At 50.2% G+C, this 20935-nt stretch carries 18 protein-coding genes; 10 read left to right on the top strand and 8 right to left on the bottom strand.

Annotation, left to right across the window (positions count from 1 at the left end):
- The first annotated feature begins 43 nt into the window (after positions 1 to 43).
- Positions 44 to 742 (top strand): esterase, encoded by a 699-nt coding sequence (ypfH, locus tag M979_RS11795; RefSeq protein WP_064555042.1) that lies wholly within the window; start codon positions 44 to 46, stop codon positions 740 to 742.
- Between the two features lie 37 nt (positions 743 to 779).
- Here the strand turns inward: ypfH and M979_RS11790 are convergent, their stop codons facing one another.
- From M979_RS11790 to M979_RS11780, 3 genes are read right to left on the bottom strand one after another with little or no spacing between them, the layout of a single operon-like run.
- Positions 780 to 971: a YpfN family protein gene (locus M979_RS11790; protein WP_034459091.1), complete on the bottom strand. Its 192-nt coding sequence runs from the start codon at positions 969 to 971 to the stop codon at positions 780 to 782.
- 30 nt (positions 972 to 1001) lie between these two features.
- A complete protein-coding gene (dapE, locus tag M979_RS11785; protein ID WP_034459089.1) occupies positions 1002 to 2129 on the bottom strand; it encodes a succinyl-diaminopimelate desuccinylase in 1128 nt (375 codons plus the stop codon).
- 4 nt (positions 2130 to 2133) lie between these two features.
- On the bottom strand, positions 2134 to 2490 hold the full coding sequence (locus M979_RS11780; protein WP_064555041.1) for an ArsC family reductase: 357 nt from the start codon (positions 2488 to 2490) through the stop codon (positions 2134 to 2136).
- Positions 2491 to 2903: 413 nt separating this feature from the next.
- On the opposite strand from M979_RS11780, the gene ypfM reads away from it, so the two are divergent.
- Entirely contained in the window at positions 2904 to 2963 is a 60-nt protein-coding gene (ypfM, locus tag M979_RS23325; protein ID WP_087867655.1) for a protein YpfM, read from the top strand.
- A gap of 98 nt (positions 2964 to 3061) precedes the next feature.
- Here the strand turns inward: ypfM and acrD are convergent, their stop codons facing one another.
- The 3 genes from acrD to narQ all read right to left on the bottom strand — a co-directional run bounded on the left by acrD (position 3062) and on the right by narQ (position 8720).
- On the bottom strand, positions 3062 to 6178 hold the full coding sequence (acrD, locus tag M979_RS11775) for a multidrug efflux RND transporter permease AcrD (protein WP_064555040.1): 3117 nt from the start codon (positions 6176 to 6178) through the stop codon (positions 3062 to 3064).
- A gap of 149 nt (positions 6179 to 6327) precedes the next feature.
- Positions 6328 to 6972, bottom strand: a complete 645-nt coding sequence (narP, locus tag M979_RS11770) for a nitrate/nitrite response regulator protein NarP (protein WP_034459083.1) — start codon at positions 6970 to 6972, stop codon at positions 6328 to 6330.
- 32 nt (positions 6973 to 7004) lie between these two features.
- Positions 7005 to 8720 (bottom strand): nitrate/nitrite two-component system sensor histidine kinase NarQ, encoded by a 1716-nt coding sequence (gene narQ, locus M979_RS11765; RefSeq protein ID WP_034459080.1) that lies wholly within the window; start codon positions 8718 to 8720, stop codon positions 7005 to 7007.
- A 324-nt stretch (positions 8721 to 9044) separates the two neighbouring features.
- On the opposite strand from narQ, the gene aegA reads away from it, so the two are divergent.
- From aegA to M979_RS11725, 8 genes are all read left to right on the top strand, one after another.
- Entirely contained in the window at positions 9045 to 11042 is a 1998-nt protein-coding gene (aegA, locus tag M979_RS11760; RefSeq protein WP_064555039.1) for a formate-dependent uric acid utilization protein AegA, read from the top strand.
- Positions 11043 to 11271: 229 nt separating this feature from the next.
- A complete protein-coding gene (gene napF, locus M979_RS11755) occupies positions 11272 to 11763 on the top strand; it encodes a ferredoxin-type protein NapF (protein WP_064555038.1) in 492 nt (163 codons plus the stop codon).
- The gene (gene napD / locus M979_RS11750; RefSeq protein ID WP_064555037.1) at positions 11753 to 12016 is read left to right on the top strand and encodes a chaperone NapD; all 264 of its coding nucleotides are present in this window, start codon (positions 11753 to 11755) and stop codon (positions 12014 to 12016) included. The genes napF and napD overlap by 11 nt, the downstream gene beginning before the upstream one ends.
- A complete protein-coding gene (gene napA, locus M979_RS11745) occupies positions 12013 to 14499 on the top strand; it encodes a nitrate reductase catalytic subunit NapA (RefSeq protein WP_064555036.1) in 2487 nt (828 codons plus the stop codon). Before napD ends, napA begins: the two co-directional genes overlap by 4 nt.
- 12 nt (positions 14500 to 14511) lie before the next feature.
- Complete coding sequence (gene napB, locus M979_RS11740; RefSeq protein ID WP_034459067.1) at positions 14512 to 14961, top strand: nitrate reductase cytochrome c-type subunit; 450 nt, start codon at positions 14512 to 14514, stop codon at positions 14959 to 14961.
- 8 nt (positions 14962 to 14969) lie between these two features.
- On the top strand, positions 14970 to 15572 hold the full coding sequence (napC, locus tag M979_RS11735; protein ID WP_034459065.1) for a cytochrome c-type protein NapC: 603 nt from the start codon (positions 14970 to 14972) through the stop codon (positions 15570 to 15572).
- A 193-nt stretch (positions 15573 to 15765) separates the two neighbouring features.
- Entirely contained in the window at positions 15766 to 16341 is a 576-nt protein-coding gene (gene nudK, locus M979_RS11730) for a GDP-mannose pyrophosphatase NudK (protein ID WP_034459063.1), read from the top strand.
- A 272-nt stretch (positions 16342 to 16613) separates the two neighbouring features.
- Positions 16614 to 17657 (top strand): DUF1176 domain-containing protein, encoded by a 1044-nt coding sequence (locus M979_RS11725; protein WP_064555035.1) that lies wholly within the window; start codon positions 16614 to 16616, stop codon positions 17655 to 17657.
- Between the two features lie 54 nt (positions 17658 to 17711).
- Here the strand turns inward: M979_RS11725 and tkt are convergent, their stop codons facing one another.
- Positions 17712 to 19709 carry a transketolase gene (gene tkt, locus M979_RS11720; protein WP_064555034.1) on the bottom strand — a complete coding sequence of 666 codons (1998 nt, stop codon included), beginning with the start codon at positions 19707 to 19709 and terminating at the stop codon, positions 17712 to 17714.
- A gap of 21 nt (positions 19710 to 19730) precedes the next feature.
- Positions 19731 to 20681, bottom strand: coding sequence for a transaldolase (gene tal, locus M979_RS11715; RefSeq protein WP_064555033.1), 951 nt, complete (start codon positions 20679 to 20681; stop codon positions 19731 to 19733).
- Between the last annotated feature and the right edge of the window lie 254 nt (positions 20682 to 20935).

Genomic DNA, 20935 nt, shown 5'->3' with positions numbered 1-20935 from the left:
AATCCCGGCGTATAGTCATCTCCAGAAACTAAAGGAGAACACCATGAAACACGACCATTATGTAGTTCAAAGCCCAGCCAATCAGGCTAAGCAACTGATTTTGTTATTTCATGGTGTTGGCGATAACCCGGTAGCAATGGGGGAAATTGGTAGCTGGTTTGCGCCACATTTCCCGGAAGCTCTGGTGGTCAGCATTGGTGGCCCGGCACCCAGCGGCCCATATCAAGGCCGTGAATGGTTTTCCGTTATGGGCGTCACGGAGGAAAACCGCCAGGCGCGGGTTGATGCCATCATGCCAACATTTATAGATGTGGTGCATGACTGGCAAAAATACAGCGGTGTGCCTGCCAATGCCACAGCACTGATTGGTTTCTCGCAAGGTGCAATTATGGCGCTTGAGGGCGTGAAAGCACAGTCAGAACTGGCTTCGCGCGTGGTGGCTTTTAATGGCCGTTATGCGCAACTTCCGCTAAGTGCGTCAACATCGACCACCATTCATTTGATTCATGGTGATGTTGATAAGGTGATTGATGTGAAGCATGCCTTTGATGCCCACGAACAGTTAATGCAACTGGGCGGTGATGTGACGCTGGATGTGATTGACGATTTGGGGCATGCGATTGATGACCGCAGCATTCAGATTGCGCTTGATCATCTGCGTTATACTGTGCCAAAGCACTATTTCGATGAAGCGCTCAGCGGCGGCAAGCCAAATGATGATGATATCGTTGAGTTTATTTGAATAAAAAAGCCACTCGCATGAGTGGCTTTTTGCCAGATTAAGGCTTTTTCTTTGGGAAATCGTCTTCGTCATCCCACTTATCGTTAAAGTCACGATGTGGAGGAAGCTCAGGTTTATTCGCCATATATTTTTTCGGATCAATACGCTTCAGATCCTTAATCACATTAAGGAAAATGCCGAGAAGCAGTACCAATACGATAATCCACCAATAGTGCGATAGCCATTCCATGCCAATACCTCACTTAATTTGTTCGGCCTGTCAGGCGACAAGCTGCTCCATAATGCGTTGATACATACGAGCCAACATTTGCAGGTCAGCGGCGTTAACACACTCATTAATTTTATGAATAGTCGCGTTCACTGGCCCCAGTTCCACCACCTGTGCCCCCATGCGTGCGATAAAGCGCCCATCGGATGTGCCGCCGGTGGTCAACAGTTGCGGTCTAATTTCATTATAGTGCTCAACTGCATTCACTACCGCATCGACCAGCTTTCCGCGTGAAGTGAGGAACGGCTGGCCCGAGAGCCACCAGTCGAGGGTATAACGCAATTCATATTTATCGAGCAGGGCAATAACGCGTTGCTTGATGTCTTCATCAGTCAGTTCGGTGCTGAAGCGGAAGTTGAACTGCACATAGAGATCGCCTGGAATCACGTTATTACTGCCGGTGCCGGCTTGAACGTTGGCAATCTGCATGCTGGTGGCAGGGAAGAATTCGTTACCTTTATCCCACTCAATATTGACCAGCTCATTGAGCATAGGCGCTGCACGATGAACAGGGTTATCAGCCAGATGCGGGTAAGCAACGTGTCCCTGCACACCGTGAACGGTCAGGTTACACGTCAACGAGCCACGGCGGCCGTTTTTCACCACATCCCCAACCACTTCAGTGCTTGAAGGTTCACCAACCAGGCAGTAATCGAGCCTTTCATGGCGCGCCATTAATGTTTCGACTACTTTCACAGTGCCATTTTTGGCGCTGGCTTCTTCATCAGACGTGATGAGAAATGCAAGGCGGCCTTTGTGGCGCGGGTTCTGTGCCACAAAACGTTCTGCAGCAACCACCATCGCGGCAAGTGAGCCTTTCATATCTGCAGCACCACGACCAAATAGCATGCCATCACGGATAGTCGGTTCAAACGGAGGGTTAATCCAGCGGTCAGCATCACCAGAAGGCACGACGTCGGTATGGCCAGCAAACGCCAGCGTTTCGCCTTTTCCTCTCCATGCCCAGAAGTTTTGCGTGTCGCCAAAATCCATGTGCTCGATAGTAAAACCAATGGCACGTAGTCGCTCAATCATCAGCGCCTGGCAGCCAGCGTCGTCAGGGCTAAGAGAAGGGCGGCGGATAAGCTGTTGCGTCAGCTCAATAACCGGGCAAGACATAGCTCTATACCTCGTTGATAAACTTCTTATAGTTCGATTCATTGAAACCCAGCAGCATAGGCTGACCGGGCGCGTAGAGCAATGGGCGTTTGATGATTGCTGGCATTTCGAGCATTAGCGCTGCTGCAGTCTGGGCGTCAGTAATACTTGCGCGATGTGTTTCGTCGAGTTTGCGCCAGGTCGTTCCTCGCGTATTCAGCAGTGCTTCCCAACCTAATTCGGTAATAAAAGTATTCAATAATTCGGCATCTAACCCATCTACACGATAGTCATGGAATTGATATTCCACATCTTGAGTATCCAACCAGCGGCGTGCTTTCTTGATGGTGTCGCAGTTTTTAATACCGTAGAGAATTATCACGGGTTAAATCCTTATTTTTGGCAGTGATTATTTATGCAGGAATTTAGAATAAATAAAATGATAAAAAAGTTGCAAGGAAAAATATAACTCAATTGCTAATCTGAAAGTTAGGTAATAAAGTTTCTTTTTTCTGATTTGATTAATTTATCGCCGTTTGGCATCTGGAGAATTCAGCGTCTTGGATTGCTACGAAAAGTCCGATTTTCGTGGCTTTCAGGGCTTCTGAGTAACTGAAACATTTTATTTCAAGTGTTTCATCACATTATTAAATACCTACTGAGCTAATAATTAAGTCCATACGCAGTCGACTCTCAATATTTGATGATAGATAGCCAGTGAAGCAGCAAAAGTAATGGCGCTTCACTCCATGGAAGGGATTACGTATAATTAAAGCAATTATAAGAGAGGCGGTTATGATTGAGCACGAACTAGGGAACTGGAAAGATTTCATTGAAGATATGCTTCGTAAATGATCTAACCGGGTAAAAAAACAATGGGAACATGATGTTCTTATTCTCAATATCCTTTTAGCCATACAAAAAGCGACCTGTTAAGGTCGCTTTTTTGTTAGTTAGCTATCTGAATGTTCCTTGAGTGGGAATCTTCTGCGCACCAGCACAAAGAATAATGGTACGAAGAATATCGCCAACACGGTCGCTGAAATCATCCCGCCCATGACCCCGGTACCAACCGCATGCTGGCTACCGGAACCCGCACCACTGCTGGTTGCCATTGGCAACACGCCGAAGATAAACGCCAGAGATGTCATCAGTATCGGGCGTAAACGTTGGCGGCAGGCGTCAAGCGTTGCGGCAACCAGTTCGCGGCCCTGGGCATTCATATCGTTGGCGAATTCAACAATAAGAATGGCGTTCTTGGCCGCCAGTCCGATAACCGTTAACAACCCCACCTGGAAGTACACGTCATTTTCCAGGCCGCGCATCCATGTTGCTAATAGCGCACCGATCACACCCAATGGGACAACTAGCATGACCGAGAATGGCACTGACCAGCTTTCATAAAGCGCTGCAAGGCATAAGAACACCACTAATAGCGATATGGCGTATAGCGCGGGAGCCTGTGCCCCTGACAGCCGTTCCTGATAAGACATGCCCGTCCATTCCAGGCCAAACCCTGTTGGCAGTTTTTGCACCAGGGTTTCCATCACCTGCATAGCGGTCCCGGTACTTATGCCAGGCGCGGCTTCACCAACGATTTCCAAGGCTGAATAGCCATTATAACGTTCAAGTCGAGGTGATCCTGTTTCCCAGTGTGTGCTGGCAAATGCAGAGAAGGGCACCATTCCACCGTCTTTGTTGCGAACGTACCACTGGTTAATATCTTCTGGCAGCATGCGATATTTAGCACCCGCCTGGACATAGACCTTTTTCACGCGCCCGCGATCCATAAAATCGTTCACGTAGCTCGAGCCCCAGGCTGTTTGCAACGTGTTATTGATATCGTCAATTGACACACCCAGTGCTTGCGCTTTGCGTTGGTCGATATCTATCTGCATTTGCGGGCTATCGTCTAAACCGTTGTGCCGCACGCGGGTCAGCAGTTTGTCGTTGCTCGCCATATCCAGTAACTGATCGCGAGCCTGCATTAGCGCATCGTGCCCGGCACCTGCGTGGTCCTGCAATTCCATATCAAAACCTGCGGCATTACCTAAGCCGCTGATGGCTGATGGGCTGCTGGCAATTACACGTGCTTCTTTAATGTCACGAAAGGCTTTAGTTGCCCGTTCGATAATGGCAAATGAACTGGCTGTATTAGGATCACGTACATCCCAGTCTTTCAGTCGCACAAACATACGAGCCACGTTTTGCCCGTTACCGCCAGGCCCGGAGCCAATGGTTGAGAATACCGACAAGACGTTATCTTTCTCTTTAGTCAGATAATACTGTTCGAGTTTTTCCACGACTTTGGTTGTTTGTTGCTGTGTCGAACCACTTGGTAATTGTATCGATGTGGTAAATACGCCCTGATCTTCCAGCGGCAAGAAAGAGGTTGGCAGGCGTAGGAACAGGAACACCATGCCGCCAATCAGCAGCACATAAATCAGAATCCAGCGCAGGCTGTGCTCCAGAATTTTCCCCACTCCTGATTCGTAGCGCTCCGCATTGCGATTAAACATACGGTTAAACCAGCCAAAGAAACCTTTCTGGCCATGATGTTCACCTTTATGCAGTGGTTTCAGTATCGTGGCACACAAAGCGGGAGTCAGAATCATCGCTACCAGGACCGACAACACCATCGCGGAGACGATGGTTATTGAGAACTGGCGGTAAATGGCCCCGGTTGTGCCGCCAAAGAATGCCATTGGCACAAACACCGCAGACAGCACCATCGCAATCCCGACCAATGCGCCTTGAATCTGGCCCATAGATTTACGGGTTGCCTCTTTAGGTGATAACCCTTCCTCACTCATTATGCGTTCGACGTTTTCGACGACCACAATGGCGTCATCTACCAACAAACCGATAGCCAGAACCATGGCAAACATCGTCAGGGTATTAATACTGTAGCCAAAGGCATAGAGCACCGAGAAAGTGCCTAAAAGCACAACCGGCACGGCGATAGTCGGAATTAGCGTCGCTCTGAAATTCTGTAAGAACAGGTACATGACGAGGAATACCAGCAGTATGGCTTCCAACAGGGTTTTCACAACATCAGTAATCGAGGCTTTCACAAAAGGCGTGGTTTCGTAAGCAATCTTCGCTTCCAGACCGTGAGGGAAGAATTGTGATAGCTCGTCAATTTTTGCGCGCGTGAGTTTATCGGTTTCCATCTCGTTCGCGCCTGACGCGAGCTTGATCCCCAGCCCCGATGCAGGTTGTCCGTTATAACGGCTCAGGAAGTCGTATTTTTCGGCACCCAGTTCAACATCTGCAACATCGCCCAGTGAAACCAAAGAACCATCCTGATTTACACGCAGCGTAATATCTTTGAACTGTTGTGGCGTTTGCAGCAATGACTGCGAGTTAACGGTGGCGTTCAGCGCCTGCATATCCACGGACGGTGTTCCACCCAACTGGCCTACCGCAATTTGCGCATTCTGCGATTTGATTGCATCCACCACATCTTGGGTGGTCATCTGGAAACTGGTGAGTTTGGTAGGATCGAGCCAAATGCGCATCGAATATTGCGAACCATAAGCATCGACATCACCAACGCCGTTAATTCGGCTGATCGGGTCCTGAATATTACTGGCAACGTAGTCCGCGATATCTTGCTTATCCATGCTGCCATCGGTCGAAACAAACGCCACCATCAAGATATTGGTGTCACCTGTTTTTCTGACCGTTACGCCCTGGGTTTGTACTGCTTGTGGCAGTTTACGTAATGCTGACTGCAACTGGTTTTGTACCTGCTGCACTGCTTCATCAGGATCGGTTCCGGCTTTAAAGCTCAGCGTGATCGTCGCCTGGCCTGCGCTGCTACTTTGGGACGACATATACATCATGTTGTCCAGCCCGGTCATATTCTGCTCGATAACCTGAGTGACCGTATTTTCCAGCGTTTGCGCTGATGCACCTGGGTAGTTTGCCGTGATACGCACATTTGGCGGTGCGAGGTCGGGGTATTGCTCTACGGGAAGTGAAAAAATAGCCAGCGCACCGGTAAGGCACAAAATAATGGCTAGCACCCAGGCAAAAATGGGGCGATTAATAAAGAAATTCGCCATTCAGTCAGGACCTCGTCAGTACTTCACATTGTGATTATTGATATCAGTCGTCACTGTAGCCTTAACCGCAAGTCCAAACGTGGAGGAAATAAGGAGATATTGTAAATTATTTTCGCGCTATGTAGCGGTTTTACTTGTTGAAACAGGGCTTAAAAGCCCCGGCTCTCAAGGAACAGCACGGTTGCAGCGACTCGTGAACGCACCTGGAGTTTACGCAGTAAATTGCGGATATGCACTTTCACAGTCTCTTCAGAGATATGTAGGTCAGAGGCAATTTGCTTGTTTGACAATCCCTTAGCGACTTCTTGCAACACATCCAGTTCACGTTCGGTTAGCACCGCGAAAGGATCATCACTACGTTTATCTGTACTGCGGGTTCGTAAATATTCAGCGACTTGTTCACTGTAAGCTTCTCCTTCGGTTGCACCCCGGTGGATATCCTCCAGCAGTACATCGGGGTCGCTATCTTTAAGCAAATAACCGTCGGCTCCGGCATCTATCAGGGTGAAAATATCGCTGCGTGAATCAGAAACTGTCAGCACGATGATACGGGCACTAACGCCATCACGGCGCAGGGCATTTAATGTATCCAATCCGCTCAACCCTTTCATATTCAGATCGAGCAAAATCAGATCAGGGGTCAAGCGATTCGCAAGGCTAATGGCTTCTGCGCCGCTGCTTGCTTCACCTACAACACTAAAACTGTCATCCATTTCCAGCAACTGACGGATGCCACGACGCATTAACGGATGATCATCGACGATTAATACCTGGCAGACATTTTTCTCACTCATCACAACTCCCAATATTGTTCACATTATTATCGTTATAGGTTCAGCGGCGTTTCGTTCGTTGCCTGGTTTGATGGCGGCGAACGAAAAGTCATCGTAATCAATGTTCCGCCCTCTGCCGGGCGGGAAATAGCCAACTCGCCACCTAAGCGAGCTGCGCGTTCGTGCATGATATTTAATCCGTAATGCCCTTCAGGCTCTGTCAGGCTGGCAATTCCAGTGCCATCATCAAGAATACTCACAGTATGAATCCCTTTAGAGGATGTTTTACAGCTTACGGATATTTTTTGTGCTTGCGCATGTTTAATAGCATTCAGCACACCCTCACGAATAATCTGCAACAAATGCACCTGTTGCGAGGCATCCAGCGCCTGAGTGGGGATGTCGCATTCCATGATAATAACGGCTTTAGTCTGGTTGCGCAGCGGGGCAATCATTTCCTGCAATGCAGAGGGTAAATCTGCCTGCTGAAGTGTCAGGCGGAAGGTCGTCAATAGCTCACGTAACTGGCGATACGCATCGTTAAGAGCTTGGGAAAAATCGCCAATAATGCGCTGCGCAGCCTGGTTTTCTGCCGGTACTGCACGTTTGAGTAACGTGAGTTGGATACGTAAATAAGAGAGCACTTGTGCCAGCGAGTCGTGTAATTCGCGGGCAATCGTCGCGCGCTCTTCCATCAGCAACAATTGTTGATAGTGTTTTTGCGCCTGGTTGAAGTAGAGACCACGGCCCAACATATTTGCCAGACTTTGCATTAATGGTTCTGGAGGAACACCTTCCGGAGCCTGCCAACGGAGCAAACCTAATTCTTTATTCTCAAGCACAATCGGCAATGTTTGCCATGCTTCCTCATCGTGTTGAACGCCTTCCTCTATTTTCCAGTTTTCACCCGTTTTCATCTCTAGATAATTGACCGGTGTTTTCTGACGCACCTGCTGCAACACTCGTTCAAAACAGTGCTTGTCTATGGTGCTGACGGTCAGTGCTTGTGAGCAGGCATATAGCACTTCCAACGTCTGATTGGCCTCCTGCAGGTCCAGCGTTTTTTCCTGCACACTCTCTTCAAGTGAACGATAAAGTTTGTGTAACTCGCCTGACATGCGCGTGAAGGTATGTGACAACAAGCCCAGTTCATTTGGTAGCTGTGAGTTTAGTGGCGGGTAATCAAACTCACCGCGTTCAATAGTGCGACTTGCTTCCATTAGTTTGTTCAGAGGCGCTACAACCTGGTGGCGAAAGCGGCGTAAGGTGAAAAAAACCAGTGTGAAAATGGCAATAAAACCCAACACTGAAGCTATCACCACCTGCATCATTTTGCGTTCGGCATAGTGTTGAAGGGCCAGGACAAACAGATCAATTTGTGCCACATAGCCGGTAATGTTGGTCTTGTACCATTGCAAATCGCCCTGGCGAATATGGTTTTCCATATCAGACCAGGCATGGTTAATCACCGCAAAACGGTTACGTACTTCCGCGGGAACCCAGAATTTTTCAATTTTAAGCAAGGCTGGAGAGCGCAGCGACTGGCTGTACTGCTCGAGATGTTTCTCCAGATTGAGGCGGTCGCCTTGCAAATCATATCCCAGGCGATAGCTCTGCATTCGTAACGAACCTGCGACGTTAATCGCCTCGGCATCACGCAAACTGCTGGCAAGGGTTAACATCGCGATGCCTGTGGAAAGCAGCGATAGCAGAATAATGTAAAAGAAAGCTCGGGCAAGGCTTGTGGAGAGCGAGCGTTTTACTATCACTTATAATAACCCATCGAAATAGTTGAGAGCGAAACGTATCAGAAACGTAAGATGTCAGAAATTCTTGTTGGCTATATTTCGGCATATCTTCCAAAACAAACTTACAGAATTAACCAGCACACATCAGAAGCATAACCGTTGCATAACAAGTTGGTGCAAAACGATGTTTCATTAAACACGAAAATAAATTGATCCTTACCAGGTTATTAGCAGATTTCGCAGCAAACTGGGCAAATGACCATTGCCAGCGAAGACTTTGCCAGGTCATAACATACCCCCATAAAAAATAGCCTCCTGTTTGTGATAACGGGCAAAGGGGTAAAAATGAATCGTTTTGTTCTTGCCAACGCACAGCTTTGTATCGGTTGTCATGCATGTGAAGTCGCCTGCGTAATGGCTCACAATGATGAAAAGCATGTTCTGACCACCCGACAATTTCAGCCACGGATCTCTGTTATTAAACATCAGGGAAGGCGCAATGCGGTAACTTGTCGTCATTGCGAAGATGCTCCGTGTGCAAGCAGTTGCCCCAACGAAGCTATTTCACGTGTAAATGACAGTGTTCAAGTTAATCAACACAAGTGTATTGGCTGTAAATCCTGCGTGGTAGCGTGTCCGTTTGGCGCGATGCAGGTTCTCACCACTCCGATTAATGATGGGCGCTCCGTTAAAGCAAACGCCCATAAATGCGATTTATGCCATGACCGTAAAAATGGCCCAGCTTGTGTGGAAAATTGCCCCAGTAAGGCGCTGAAATTAATTAATAGCGAGACGCTTGCCGCCCTGGCAAAAAACCGGCGTTTACGCTCGGCGTCTCAGGAATCTCTGCCGTGGCATACCACGGCCCAGCAAACAGCACAGCAGCTGTCTGTGAATGCTGATTCAAGTAAAGTGGAAAAAATGCGTGCCACTCCTGCGCGGCAGGATCCTGATAAAATTGACCTGGTTTTGCGCAAAACAGGCTTTGATGAAATCTATCTCACCTTTGATAAAAATCAGGCTAAAAGCCAGGCTGATCGTTGCATGAAATGTGGCGAGCATAGTATTTGCGAGTGGACTTGCCCGCTACATAACCATATCCCGCATTGGATTGAATTGGTCAAAGAAGGGCGCATTCTGGAAGCTGTGGAACTTTCGCACCAGACAAACTGCCTGCCAGAAGTGACTGGCCGTGTGTGCCCACAAGACCGTTTATGTGAGAGTGCCTGTACCCTCAAAGATGAATATGGTGCGGTCACCATCGGCAATATAGAGCGTTATATTTCCGATAAAGCCTTTGCCAGCGGTTGGACGCCGGATCTTTCTTATGTCAAACCAACTAGCCGCCGCGTCGCCGTGATTGGTGCTGGGCCTGCCGGCCTCGCCTGCGCGGATATTCTGGCGCGTAATGGGATTAAAGCTACTGTATTTGACCGCCATCCCGAAATAGGTGGACTCCTGACGTTTGGTATTCCCGCATTCAAGCTGGATAAATCGCTGTTAAGTCGCCGCCGTGAAATCTTCAGTTCGATGGGGATTGAATTCAAACTCAATACTGAGATTGGTCGCGACATTTCTCTACAACATGTGCTGGATGATTTTGACGCGGTGTTTGTTGGTGTTGGGACTTATCGTTCAATGAAAGCAGGGCTGCCGAACGAAGATGCGCCAGGTGTATACGATGCGTTGCCGTTCCTGATTGCGAATACTAAACAGGTAATGGGATTACCGGAGTTACCTGACGAGCCGTATATCAACATGGCAGGAAAGCAGGTGGTGGTGCTCGGCGGCGGTGATACGGCAATGGATTGCGTTCGAACTTCACTACGCCATGGTGCACAGCAAGTCACTTGTGCCTATCGTCGCGATGAAGCCAATATGCCCGGTTCCAAAAAAGAGGTCAAAAACGCGCGGGAAGAAGGGGCGTTGTTTGAGTTCAATGTGCAGCCGCTGAATATTGAACTGGATGACCGCGGGCAAGTGATGGGCATTCGTATGCTGCGCACCCAAATGGGTGAGCCAGATGAGCAAGGTCGCCGTCGTCCGGAACCGATTGTAGGCTCTGAATTTATCATGCCAGCCGATGCTGTAATTATGGCGTTTGGTTTCCACCCTCATGGCATGCCATGGCTTGAAGAGCACAGTGTGAAGCTTGATAGCTGGGGGAGAATCCTTGCCAGTGTCGAAGATAAATTACGCTACCAGACCAGTAACCCGAAAATCTTTGCTGGTGGTGATGCGGTCCGGGGTGCTGACCTGGTGGTCACGGCGATGGCGGAAGGGCGCCACGCTGCTGCGGGCATTATGGAATATCTTGAAGTACCGCCCCAACGTCTTAACTAGTCGTTAATTTCACCCCGTCTCATTGACGGGGTGAGTGTTTGTTTTACAAACCGAATTCCTTTTTGATCCTACCCCTGCATTTACCCCTAAAGGGTGATGCCTCTACTCCCCCTTTGTCACATAACGTATCACCCTATAAAAACCCGTAGAAAACTACGGAGATAACACAGATGTGTTTGCTGGCTTCAACACTGTGAAGGCTGGCATTTGTGATGCAAGGATGTGCCTTATGGCTGATTTTTCCCGACGTGGATTATTGACCGGGAGCTTTCGACGCTCCGCAACCGCTTTCCGCCCACCCTGGAGCGGAGATGAAAACCATTTCCTGGTGGATTGCACTCGCTGCGATACCTGCTTGTCGGCCTGCGAAACCCGCGTCCTGAAACGCGGCCAGGGCGGCTATCCCGAAGTTAACTTTGATCACGGTGAATGCACTTTTTGCTACGCCTGTGCGCAAGCTTGCCCGGAGCAACTTTTTCTGGCTCGTGAGGCTTCCCCGTGGGAACACACGCTGTCGATTGGTGATAACTGCCTGGCTAAAAATAGCATCGAATGCCGTAGTTGCCAGGACATCTGCGACACGCAGGCTATTTCATTTCGCCCTTCTCTGCAGGGGATTGCACAACCTCTACTCAATCACACCGATTGCACCGCTTGCGGGGCATGTATATCGGGTTGTCCGGTTTCAGCCATCAAAATGAGGCACGCAAATGCAAGCTAACTGGCACGTCGCAGGCCTGGTGGTTCAGGCGCAACCACTCAATATTCTCGCAGTCAGTAACGCATTGAACGAACTGCCGGGTAGTGAAGTCGCGGCAAGTGATGCTGAACACGGAAAATTGGTTGTAGTTATGGAAGCAGAGCGTAGTGACGTGCTGCTGAATCAAATTGAGTCGGCACGCAACATTGCGGGCGTGTTGGCGGTGTCGCTGGTTTATCACCAGCAGGATGAGCAAGGTGAGGAAACACCATGAAACTCAGTCGTCGTAGCTTTATGAAAGCGAACGCTATTGCAGCCGCGGCGGCCGCTGCTGGCCTTAGCGTACCGAGCGTTGCCCGTGCGGTTGTCGGGAAACAAGATGCCATTAAATGGGATAAAGCCCCGTGCCGTTTTTGTGGCACCGGTTGTGGGGTATTAGTCGGTACCCAGGACGGACGTGTTGTTGCAAGCCAGGGCGACCCGGATGCACCAGTTAACCGTGGCCTGAACTGCATCAAAGGCTACTTCCTGCCAAAAATTATGTACGGAAAAGACCGTCTTACACAGCCGCTGTTGCGCATGAAAGACGGACAGTACGATAAAGAAGGTGAGTTTGCTCCCATCACCTGGGTTCAGGCCTTCGACATCATGGAACAAAAATTTAAGACCAGCCTGAAAGAGAAAGGGCCGGAAGCGATCGGTATGTTTGGTTCCGGGCAGTGGACGGTGTGGGAAGGGTATGCCGCGTCTAAATTATTCAAAGCCGGTTTCCGTTCCAACAACCTTGACCCGAACGCACGCCACTGCATGGCCTCAGCCGTTGTAGGATTCATGCGCACTTTCGGCATGGATGAGCCGATGGGCTGCTACGACGATATCGAGCAGGCCGACGCGTTCGTGTTGTGGGGCTCGAATATGGCCGAGATGCACCCGGTTTTATGGTCGCGCATCACTAACCGCCGTCTATCGAATGAAAACGTTGAAGTCGCGGTTCTTTCTACCTTCCAGCATCGTAGTTTCGAGCTGGCAGACAACGGCATGGTGTTCACGCCGCAAACCGACCTGGCGATTCTGAACTACATCGCCAACTACATCATTCAGAACAATGCCATCAACGAGTCGTTCTTTAAGCAGCATGTGAATTTGCGTAAGGGCACGACGGATATTGGCTATGGTTTGCGTCCGACGCATCCACTGGAAAAAGCGGCGAAAAATCCAGGTTCAGATGCCTCTGAGCCAATGAGCTTTGACGATTACAAAGCCTTTGTTGCCGAGTACACGCTGGAAAAAACCGCTGAAATGAGTGGTGTGCCGCAAGACCAGCTTGAAGCGCTGGCGAAGGTGTATGCCGACCCGAACAAGAAAGTCATTTCTTATTGGACGATGGGTTTCAACCAGCATTCACGTGGTGTTTGGGCGAATAACCTCGTTTACAACATTCACTTATTGACCGGAAAAATCTCCCAACCAGGCTGTGGGCCATTCTCATTAACCGGTCAGCCATCGGCGTGCGGAACCGCGCGTGAAGTCGGCACCTTCTCCCACCGCCTGCCAGCAGACATGGTAGTGACAAACGAGAAACACCGCCAAATCACCGAAAACATGTGGCAACTGCCAGCAGGCACCATCCCGGCGAAAGTGGGTTTACATGCCGTGGCGCAAGATCGTGCACTCAAAGACGGCAAGCTCAACGTTTACTGGGTGATGTGTAATAACAACATGCAGGCCGGGCCGAACATTACCGAAGAGCGCATGCCGGGCTGGCGCGATCCGCGCAACTTCGTGATTGTCTCCGATCCTTATCCAACGATCAGCGCATTGAGCGCGGATCTGATCCTGCCAACCGCAATGTGGGTGGAAAAAGAGGGTGCATACGGCAACGCCGAACGTCGCACTCAGTTCTGGCGTCAGCAGGTTAAAGCGCCGGGCGAGGCAAAATCGGATCTCTGGCAGCTCGTCCAATTTGCGAAGCGCTTCAAAGTGGAAGAGGTGTGGCCTGCACAATTGCTCGATCAGAAACCCGAATACCGTGGCAAAACGTTATTTGACGTGCTGTTCGCTAATTCTAACGTCAGCAAATTCCCGGTCACTGAACTGGCAGAAGATCAGCTTAACGACGAATCCCGCGAGCTGGGCTTCTATCTGCAAAAAGGGTTGTTCGAAGAGTACGCTGCATTCGGTCGCGGCCACGGGCACGATCTCGCACCGTTTGATGATTACCATAAAGCGCGCGGCCTGCGCTGGCCAGTGGTCGATGGTAAAGAGACGCTCTGGCGTTACAGCGAAGGCCACGATCCGTATGTAAAAGCGGGTGAGGGCTTTAAGTTCTATGGCAAACCAGACGGCAAAGCGGTGATCTTCGCGCTGCCATTTGAGCCAGCGGCAGAATCCCCGGACCAGGAGTATGACCTGTGGCTGTCCACGGGACGCGTGCTGGAACACTGGCATACCGGCAGCATGACGCGCCGCGTTCCGGAATTGCATCGTGCCTTCCCGGAAGCTGTGCTGTTTATCCATCCGCTTGACGCTAAAGCGCGTGATTTGCGTCGTGGAGACAAAGTGAAAGTTATCTCACGTCGTGGCGAAGTGATATCGATTGTCGAAACTCGCGGTCGCAACAAACCGCCGCAGGGGCTGGTGTACATGCCGTTTTTCGACGCAGCGCAACTGGTGAATAACCTGACGCTGGATGCAACCGACCCACTTTCGAAAGAGACGGATTATAAGAAATGCGCTGTAAAACTGGCGAAGGTGTAAGGGGATTTAATCATGAAAAAAACCATCCTGACTAAGATGTTCTTGCAATGGCTGGCGGTATTTACGCTGCTGGTTAGTGGGGCTTTGTGGGCCGCAAATGGTGTCGACCTTACCCAGTCTCCGGAGGTTTCTGGTACTCCGGAAGGTTCAATCCATATGCCAAAACAGCAGGGGAGAATGGCGCTCAATTACGTGAACCAGCCGCCAATGATTCCGCATAGTGTTGACGGCTACCAGGTTTCCAAAAACACTAATCGTTGCCTGCAATGCCACGGCGTTGAACATTACCGGACGACAGGTGCGCCGCGCGTTAGCCCAACGCACTTTATGGATAGCGATGGCAACGTACTTTCTAATGTGGCACCGCGCCGTTACTTCTGCCTGCAATGCCATGTACCTCAAACTGATGCGGCACCGATTGTCGAAAACACATTCACGCCGTCTAAAGGTTTTGGGAACTAGAGGTCATTATGGATAAATCAACCCGTAAACCCGGCATCATCAAGCGCATATGGCAGTGGTGGCGTCGCCCGAGCCGCCTGGCTCTGGGCACATTACTGCTGATTGGTTTCGCTGGTGGAATTATTTTCTGGGGCGGCTTTAATACCGGTATGGAGATGACCAACCGTGAAGAGTTTTGTATCGGTTGCCATGAAATGCGTGCCAACGTCTACGAAGAATATATGCAGACAGTGCACTACAACAACCGCAGCGGTGTGCGGGCAACCTGCCCGGACTGCCACGTTCCCCACGAATGGGGGCCTAAAATTTTACGTAAAATTCAGGCCAGTAAAGAGTTGTATGCCAAAGCATTTGGCTTAATCGACACGCCACAGAAGTTTGATGACCACCGCCTGGCGATGGCGCAAAACGAGTGGCGCAGGATGAAAAATAACAATTCGCAAGAGTGCCGAAACTGCCATAATTTTGATTTTATGGATTTCACCGCTCAGAAAACTGTTGCGGCGAAAATGCATGATAAAGCAGTCAAAGATGGGCAAACCTGTGTGGATTGCCACAAGGGGATTGCGCATAAATTGCCGGATATGAGCGAAGTGAAGAACGGCTTCTGATTACCCGTCATACGTCGAGTTGCAGGTGTGTTGGCTGTATCCGAGCGCCCCAGTCACATAGTTATCTATGCTGCTGGGGTCTTACGGCCTTGCCGCCTGCCTGCACCTCGAATTATTTAGGGAATTCCCCGTTGCAGATATGCCAGATCAAAGCCTATGATGATCGGCTCCCCTAACTCATTGTGGAGACGGTATGTCGATCAAAATCGAAGTCATCAAAGATAAAGTCCTCTCAGATAATTACTTCATTCTGCGCAATATCACCTACGATCTATACCGTAACGAAGCCGAAGCTATTCGCCACAAACGTGAAGTCTATGACCGGGGTAACGGCGCAACCATGCTGCTGTATAACCGCGATAAAAACACCGTTGTTCTCACACGTCAGTTCCGCGTCGCAACGTGGGTTAACGGCAATCCCGATGGCATGCTGATTGAAGCATGCGCTGGTCTGTTGGATGCCGATGAGCCGGAAGTTTGCGCGCGCAAAGAAGCCATCGAAGAAACGGGTTATGAAGTTGGGGAAGTCGAAAAAGTCTTTGAGTTGTATATGTCTCCTGGCGGTGTAACGGAGCTTATTCACTTCTACATGGCTGAATACAGCGATTCCCAGCGAGAGAATGCTGGTGGAGGCATTGATGACGAAGATATCGATGTCCTTGAAATACCCTTCAGACAAGCGCTGGAGATGGTAGCAAGTGGTGAAATTCGTGACGGAAAAACAGTAATTCTGTTACAACAGCTGCAATTACGCGGAATCATGAATTAAAAACTTTGTTATTCAAGGGATTACGGATAGGTGATTTTAAGTAAATCTATCCGATAAATCCGATTGAGTACAAACGTTAACCAGACGAAGATATCGCCACTTTTTGTATGCCCGTCATACTTCAGGTTGCCTCTGTGTTGGTTACGTGGTCTCACTCTGATCTCTTACTTATGTAAGCTCCCTGGGACTCGTTCCGTTGCTGCCGTGATGCAACTCGAATTATTTTGGGTATACGTGAAACTCTCTTCGTCTTCTCAGGATATGTGTCGCCAATGTTTCTGCGCAAACAATCGCTGTTTCTCTTTTTATTCTTGATAGCGAGCTCTGTTTTCGCGGCACCAGCACAAAAATCTTTCTCCGACTGGCAAGTGACCTGCAACAACCAAAATTTTTGCACGGCCCGTAACACTGGACTGCATCAAGGCCTGGTCATGACGCTTACCCGCAGCGCCGGGGCGCATACCGATGCGACGCTGAGAATAGATCTTGGCAATATGAGCACCACAGAAGCTAAAGCTCCGCCGATTGCTCCACATCTGCTGGTGGAAGGCGAGCCGCTAATTCTGGACTTAGCGAAATGGCAGGAAACGCCGCACCATCTCAAAACTGGTGATACCGATGCGATTAACAGCTTCCTCGAAAAAGTAGTTAACGCGGATGCGATTACGCTCTCGCAAGGGCAGGGGAATATCTCTTTAGTTGGGCTCAAAGCGTCGCTGTTGTTTATTGATAGCCAGCAGCAACGCGTAGGCAGTGAAACGGCCTGGATTAAAAAAGGTGACGATCCGCCGCTGAGCGTGCCGCCTGCACCCGCGCTCAAAGAAGTCACACTGACAAACCCAACTCCAACGCCTTTAACGCAGGTGGAGCTGAGTGATCTGCTGGATTACGGAACATGGCGCATGAACAACAGCCAATGTTCGCTGGATCCTGCCCGTCGTGAAGTTCGGGTGTTTGCGCTCAGTGATGATAAAGCATTGTTGATGACCGGTTGCGAAGCGGGCGCTTACAACGTGGTCGATCTCGCCTGGGTGGTGTCACGGCAGAAACCTTTTGCTGCTCGACAAATTCGCTTAAAACTGCCGTTTACGCCTGGGAGTGGAAACACTGAGCTGGAGCTGATGAACGCCGGGTATGATGAAACGAACAAAGAGCTGACTACGCTGGCGAAAGGACGCGGCATCGGGGATTGTGGTGTTGCGACGCGCTGGCGTTTTGACGGCCAGCGTTTCCGCCTTGTACGTTATGCCGAAGAACCTGCGTGCGATGAATGGAACAGCAATGCATCGTGGCCGACACTTTGGGTCACCAAATAATCCCATCGTCCTGCAACTTGAAAGACGATGGGGATTCACAATATTTATTTTCGACTAAACGCCCAAAACCTTCTTCGCCTTCGCTACTACATTCTCTGTGGTAAAGCCAAAGAACGGGAACAGCTTATCGGCAGGTGCTGATTCACCGTAAGTTGTCATGCCGACAATCGCGCCTTTCAGGCCGACATATTTGTACCAGTAATCAGCAATACCCGCTTCGACTGCCACTCGCGCAGCAATATCTGAAGGCAGCACCGACTCGCGATACGCTTCGTCCTGGGCTTCAAAAATGTCGGTCGAAGGCAGTGAAACCACGCGAACTTTGTGGCCTTCGGCTGTGAGCTTATCAGCTGCCAGCACAGTAATTTCCATCTCCGACCCTGTGGCTATCAGAATCACATCCGGTGTACCGCCGCTGTCTTTCAGAATATAGCCGCCACGGCTGATGGCACTGACTTGTTCAGCGGTACGATCCATTTGCGCAAGGTTCTGACGTGAAAGAATCAGTGCCGTCGGGCCGTTGTGCCGCTCGATTGCCGCTTTCCAGGCTACAGCCGCTTCAACCTGATCGCACGGACGCCAGGTGCTGAAGTTAGGCGTCATGCGCAGACTGGCGAGTTGTTCCACGGCCTGGTGTGTAGGGCCATCTTCGCCAAGGCCGATAGAGTCGTGGGTGTAGACCATGATTTGACGGGCTTTCATCAATGCCGCCATACGCGCCGCGTTACGGGCATACTCCACAAACATCAGGAAGGTCGCCGTATAAGGTACAAACCCGCCGTGATGGGCGATCCCGTTAGCAATGGCGGTCATACCGAATTCGCGCACGCCGTAGTGAATGTAATTCCCGGCGACATCCTCTTTGATGGATTTGGACTCTTTCCAGATGGTCAGGTTACTTGGCGCTAAGTCAGCCGAGCCGCCTAGCAATTCAGGCAGGCTAGGGCCATAGGCATTTAACGTGTTTTGTGAGGCCTTACGGGTGGCGATTTTCTCTGGGTTGGCCTGCAATTTTTCAATGTACTGCTGCGTGAGATCCTGCCAATCCTCCGGCATTTCACCGTGCATACGGCGGTTAAATTCAGCGGCTAGTTCCGGGTGAGCTTTGGCGTAAGCGGAAAACTTATCGTTCCACACCGTTTCTGCCTGCTCGCCTTTTTCTCTGGCATCCCAGGCCTGGTAAATCTCTCTTGGGATCTCAAATGCAGGGTATTTCCAGCCCAATTGTTTACGGGCAAGCGCCACTTCCTGCTCGCCGAGTGCCGCGCCATGCGCCTCTTCTTTGCCCGCTTTGTTTGGCGAACCAAAGCCAATGATTGTGCGGCAGATAATCAGCGACGGTTTATCTTTTACGCTTTGCGCTTCCTGAATTGCTTTCTTCACTGCTTCTGGATCGTGGCCGTCAATTTCATTTACCACATGCCAGTGATAAGCCTCGAAGCGTTTCGCCGTATCGTCGGTAAACCAGCCTTTAGTTTCACCATCAATTGAGATGCCGTTGTGGTCATAGAAGCCGATAAGCTTGCCAAGACCGAGGGTGCCGGCAAGTGAACAAACTTCATGGGAGATGCCTTCCATCAGGCAGCCATCCCCCATAAATACGTAGGTAAAATGATCGACAATATCATGGTCGGGGCGATTAAATTGCGCCCCTAACGTCCGTTCAGCAATCGCCATGCCGACCGCATTTGCTAACCCCTGACCAAGCGGCCCAGTGGTGGTTTCAACGCCGGGGGTATAGCCAATTTCCGGGTGGCCGGGGGTTTTGGAGTGAAGCTGACGGAAGTTTTTTAACTCTTCCATCGGCAAGTCATACCCGCTCAGATGCAACAGGCTGTAGAGCAGCATCGAGGCGTGGCCGTTAGAGAGAATAAAGCGGTCACGGTCAGCCCATGTGGGGTTCGTCGGGTTATGGTGCAGGAATTCGTTCCATAACACTTCGGCAATATCTGCCATCCCCATCGGTGCGCCAGGGTGGCCCGAATTCGCTTTTTGTACCGCGTCCATACTCAGGGCACGAATGGCATTAGCAAGCTCTTTACGAGATGACATGTTTCACTCCGTGGTTGTTGTTCAAAGTTTGGCGGCGAGTAAATCTTCCAGTTTTCGTTGATCAATGGCGAACAGGCGGATGCCCTCTGCCAATTTTTCTACAGCCATTGGATCCTGATTATGCTCCCAACGGAAATCTGCTTCGCTGATAGGTTCCGGACGACGGAAGCCCTGTGACATCGGCACCAGTTTGCGCACCACTGGCTCTTCGCTCTCCTGCAACTGTTGAAGCAGGTTAGGGGCGATAGTCAGGCGATCGCAGCCCACCAGCGCAAGAATCTGCTCGGTGCGGCGGAAGCTCGCGCCCATCACGATGGTGTTGTAGTTGTACTGCTTAAAGTAATCATAGATATTGCGCACCGATTTGACGCCCGGATCTTCTTCAACCACATAGGGGTCCATCGGTTTGCGGGCCTGATACCAATCGTAGATACGCCCGACGAACGGTGAAATCAGGAACACGCCGGCTTCCGCACAGGCTCGTGCCTGAGCAAAAGAGAACAGCAGCGTCAGGTTGCAATCGATACCCTCTTTTTGCAGCTCTTCAGCGGCACGAATACCTTCCCAGGTTGAAGCAAGCTTGATAAGAACTCTCGACTTATCAATGCCAAGCTCTTCGTAAAGTGCAATCAAATGGCGGGCTTTCGCGATGCTTTTTTCTTTATCAAACGAGAGACGGGCGTCCACTTCTGTTGAGACGCGTCCAGGAATGCTTTTCAGAATTTCCGCACCGAAATTGACCGCAAGTTTGTCACAGGCTTGAGCGACCTGGGCTTCTCGCGTGCCACCACGCTGTTTACCGTAAGCAATGGCATCATCAATCAGCGTTTGATAGTGCGCCAGACCTGCGGCCTTCAGTAATAGCGAGGGGTTGGTCGTCGCATCGATAGGCTGGTAATTGCGGATAGATTCAATGTCACCGCTGTCGGCAACAACCGTGGTGAATTTCTTGATGCTGTCTAACTGATTCATGACTATCTCCTTGAAATGCAAAGTCTAATTTGAGTGTTCCATGTCACTCGCGATGAAAATTCATCGTTGGCATAACTAAAAAGCATAGCAGATAGGCATGGCATTGTTGTTAATGACAGGTAACATAATGGCTCTGATTTTCTAACATTTTTGCAAGACGTTGCTGATATTATGGTGATGTTCAAAGTTTAGAACGCGCGCAAGCGTGATACTACGTGGCCCTAAAGCGATCTTAACGTGACCTTACGACCCTT

The organism is Buttiauxella noackiae ATCC 51607, from assembly GCF_001654865.1.
GTDB classification, from domain to species: Bacteria; Pseudomonadota; Gammaproteobacteria; order Enterobacterales; family Enterobacteriaceae; genus Buttiauxella; species Buttiauxella noackiae.
The sequence above is the reverse complement of the archived record's forward strand: the minus strand, read 5'-3'. Positions and strand labels throughout refer to the sequence as shown.

Coding starts and splice junctions, on each gene's coding strand:
- ypfH (WP_064555042.1), top strand. CDS start 44: ATGAAACACGACCATTATGTAGTTCAAAGCCCAGCCAATCAGGCTAAG.
- M979_RS11790 (WP_034459091.1), bottom strand. CDS start 971: ATGGAATGGCTATCGCACTATTGGTGGATTATCGTATTGGTACTGCTT.
- dapE (WP_034459089.1), bottom strand. CDS start 2,129: ATGTCTTGCCCGGTTATTGAGCTGACGCAACAGCTTATCCGCCGCCCT.
- acrD (WP_064555040.1), bottom strand. CDS start 6,178: ATGGCGAATTTCTTTATTAATCGCCCCATTTTTGCCTGGGTGCTAGCC.
- narP (WP_034459083.1), bottom strand. CDS start 6,972: ATGAGTGAGAAAAATGTCTGCCAGGTATTAATCGTCGATGATCATCCG.
- aegA (WP_064555039.1), top strand. CDS start 9,045: ATGAATCGTTTTGTTCTTGCCAACGCACAGCTTTGTATCGGTTGTCAT.
- napF (WP_064555038.1), top strand. CDS start 11,272: ATGGCTGATTTTTCCCGACGTGGATTATTGACCGGGAGCTTTCGACGC.
- napD (WP_064555037.1), top strand. CDS start 11,753: ATGCAAGCTAACTGGCACGTCGCAGGCCTGGTGGTTCAGGCGCAACCA.
- napA (WP_064555036.1), top strand. CDS start 12,013: ATGAAACTCAGTCGTCGTAGCTTTATGAAAGCGAACGCTATTGCAGCC.
- napB (WP_034459067.1), top strand. CDS start 14,512: ATGAAAAAAACCATCCTGACTAAGATGTTCTTGCAATGGCTGGCGGTA.
- napC (WP_034459065.1), top strand. CDS start 14,970: ATGGATAAATCAACCCGTAAACCCGGCATCATCAAGCGCATATGGCAG.
- nudK (WP_034459063.1), top strand. CDS start 15,766: ATGTCGATCAAAATCGAAGTCATCAAAGATAAAGTCCTCTCAGATAAT.
- M979_RS11725 (WP_064555035.1), top strand. CDS start 16,614: ATGTTTCTGCGCAAACAATCGCTGTTTCTCTTTTTATTCTTGATAGCG.
- tkt (WP_064555034.1), bottom strand. CDS start 19,709: ATGTCATCTCGTAAAGAGCTTGCTAATGCCATTCGTGCCCTGAGTATG.
- tal (WP_064555033.1), bottom strand. CDS start 20,681: ATGAATCAGTTAGACAGCATCAAGAAATTCACCACGGTTGTTGCCGAC.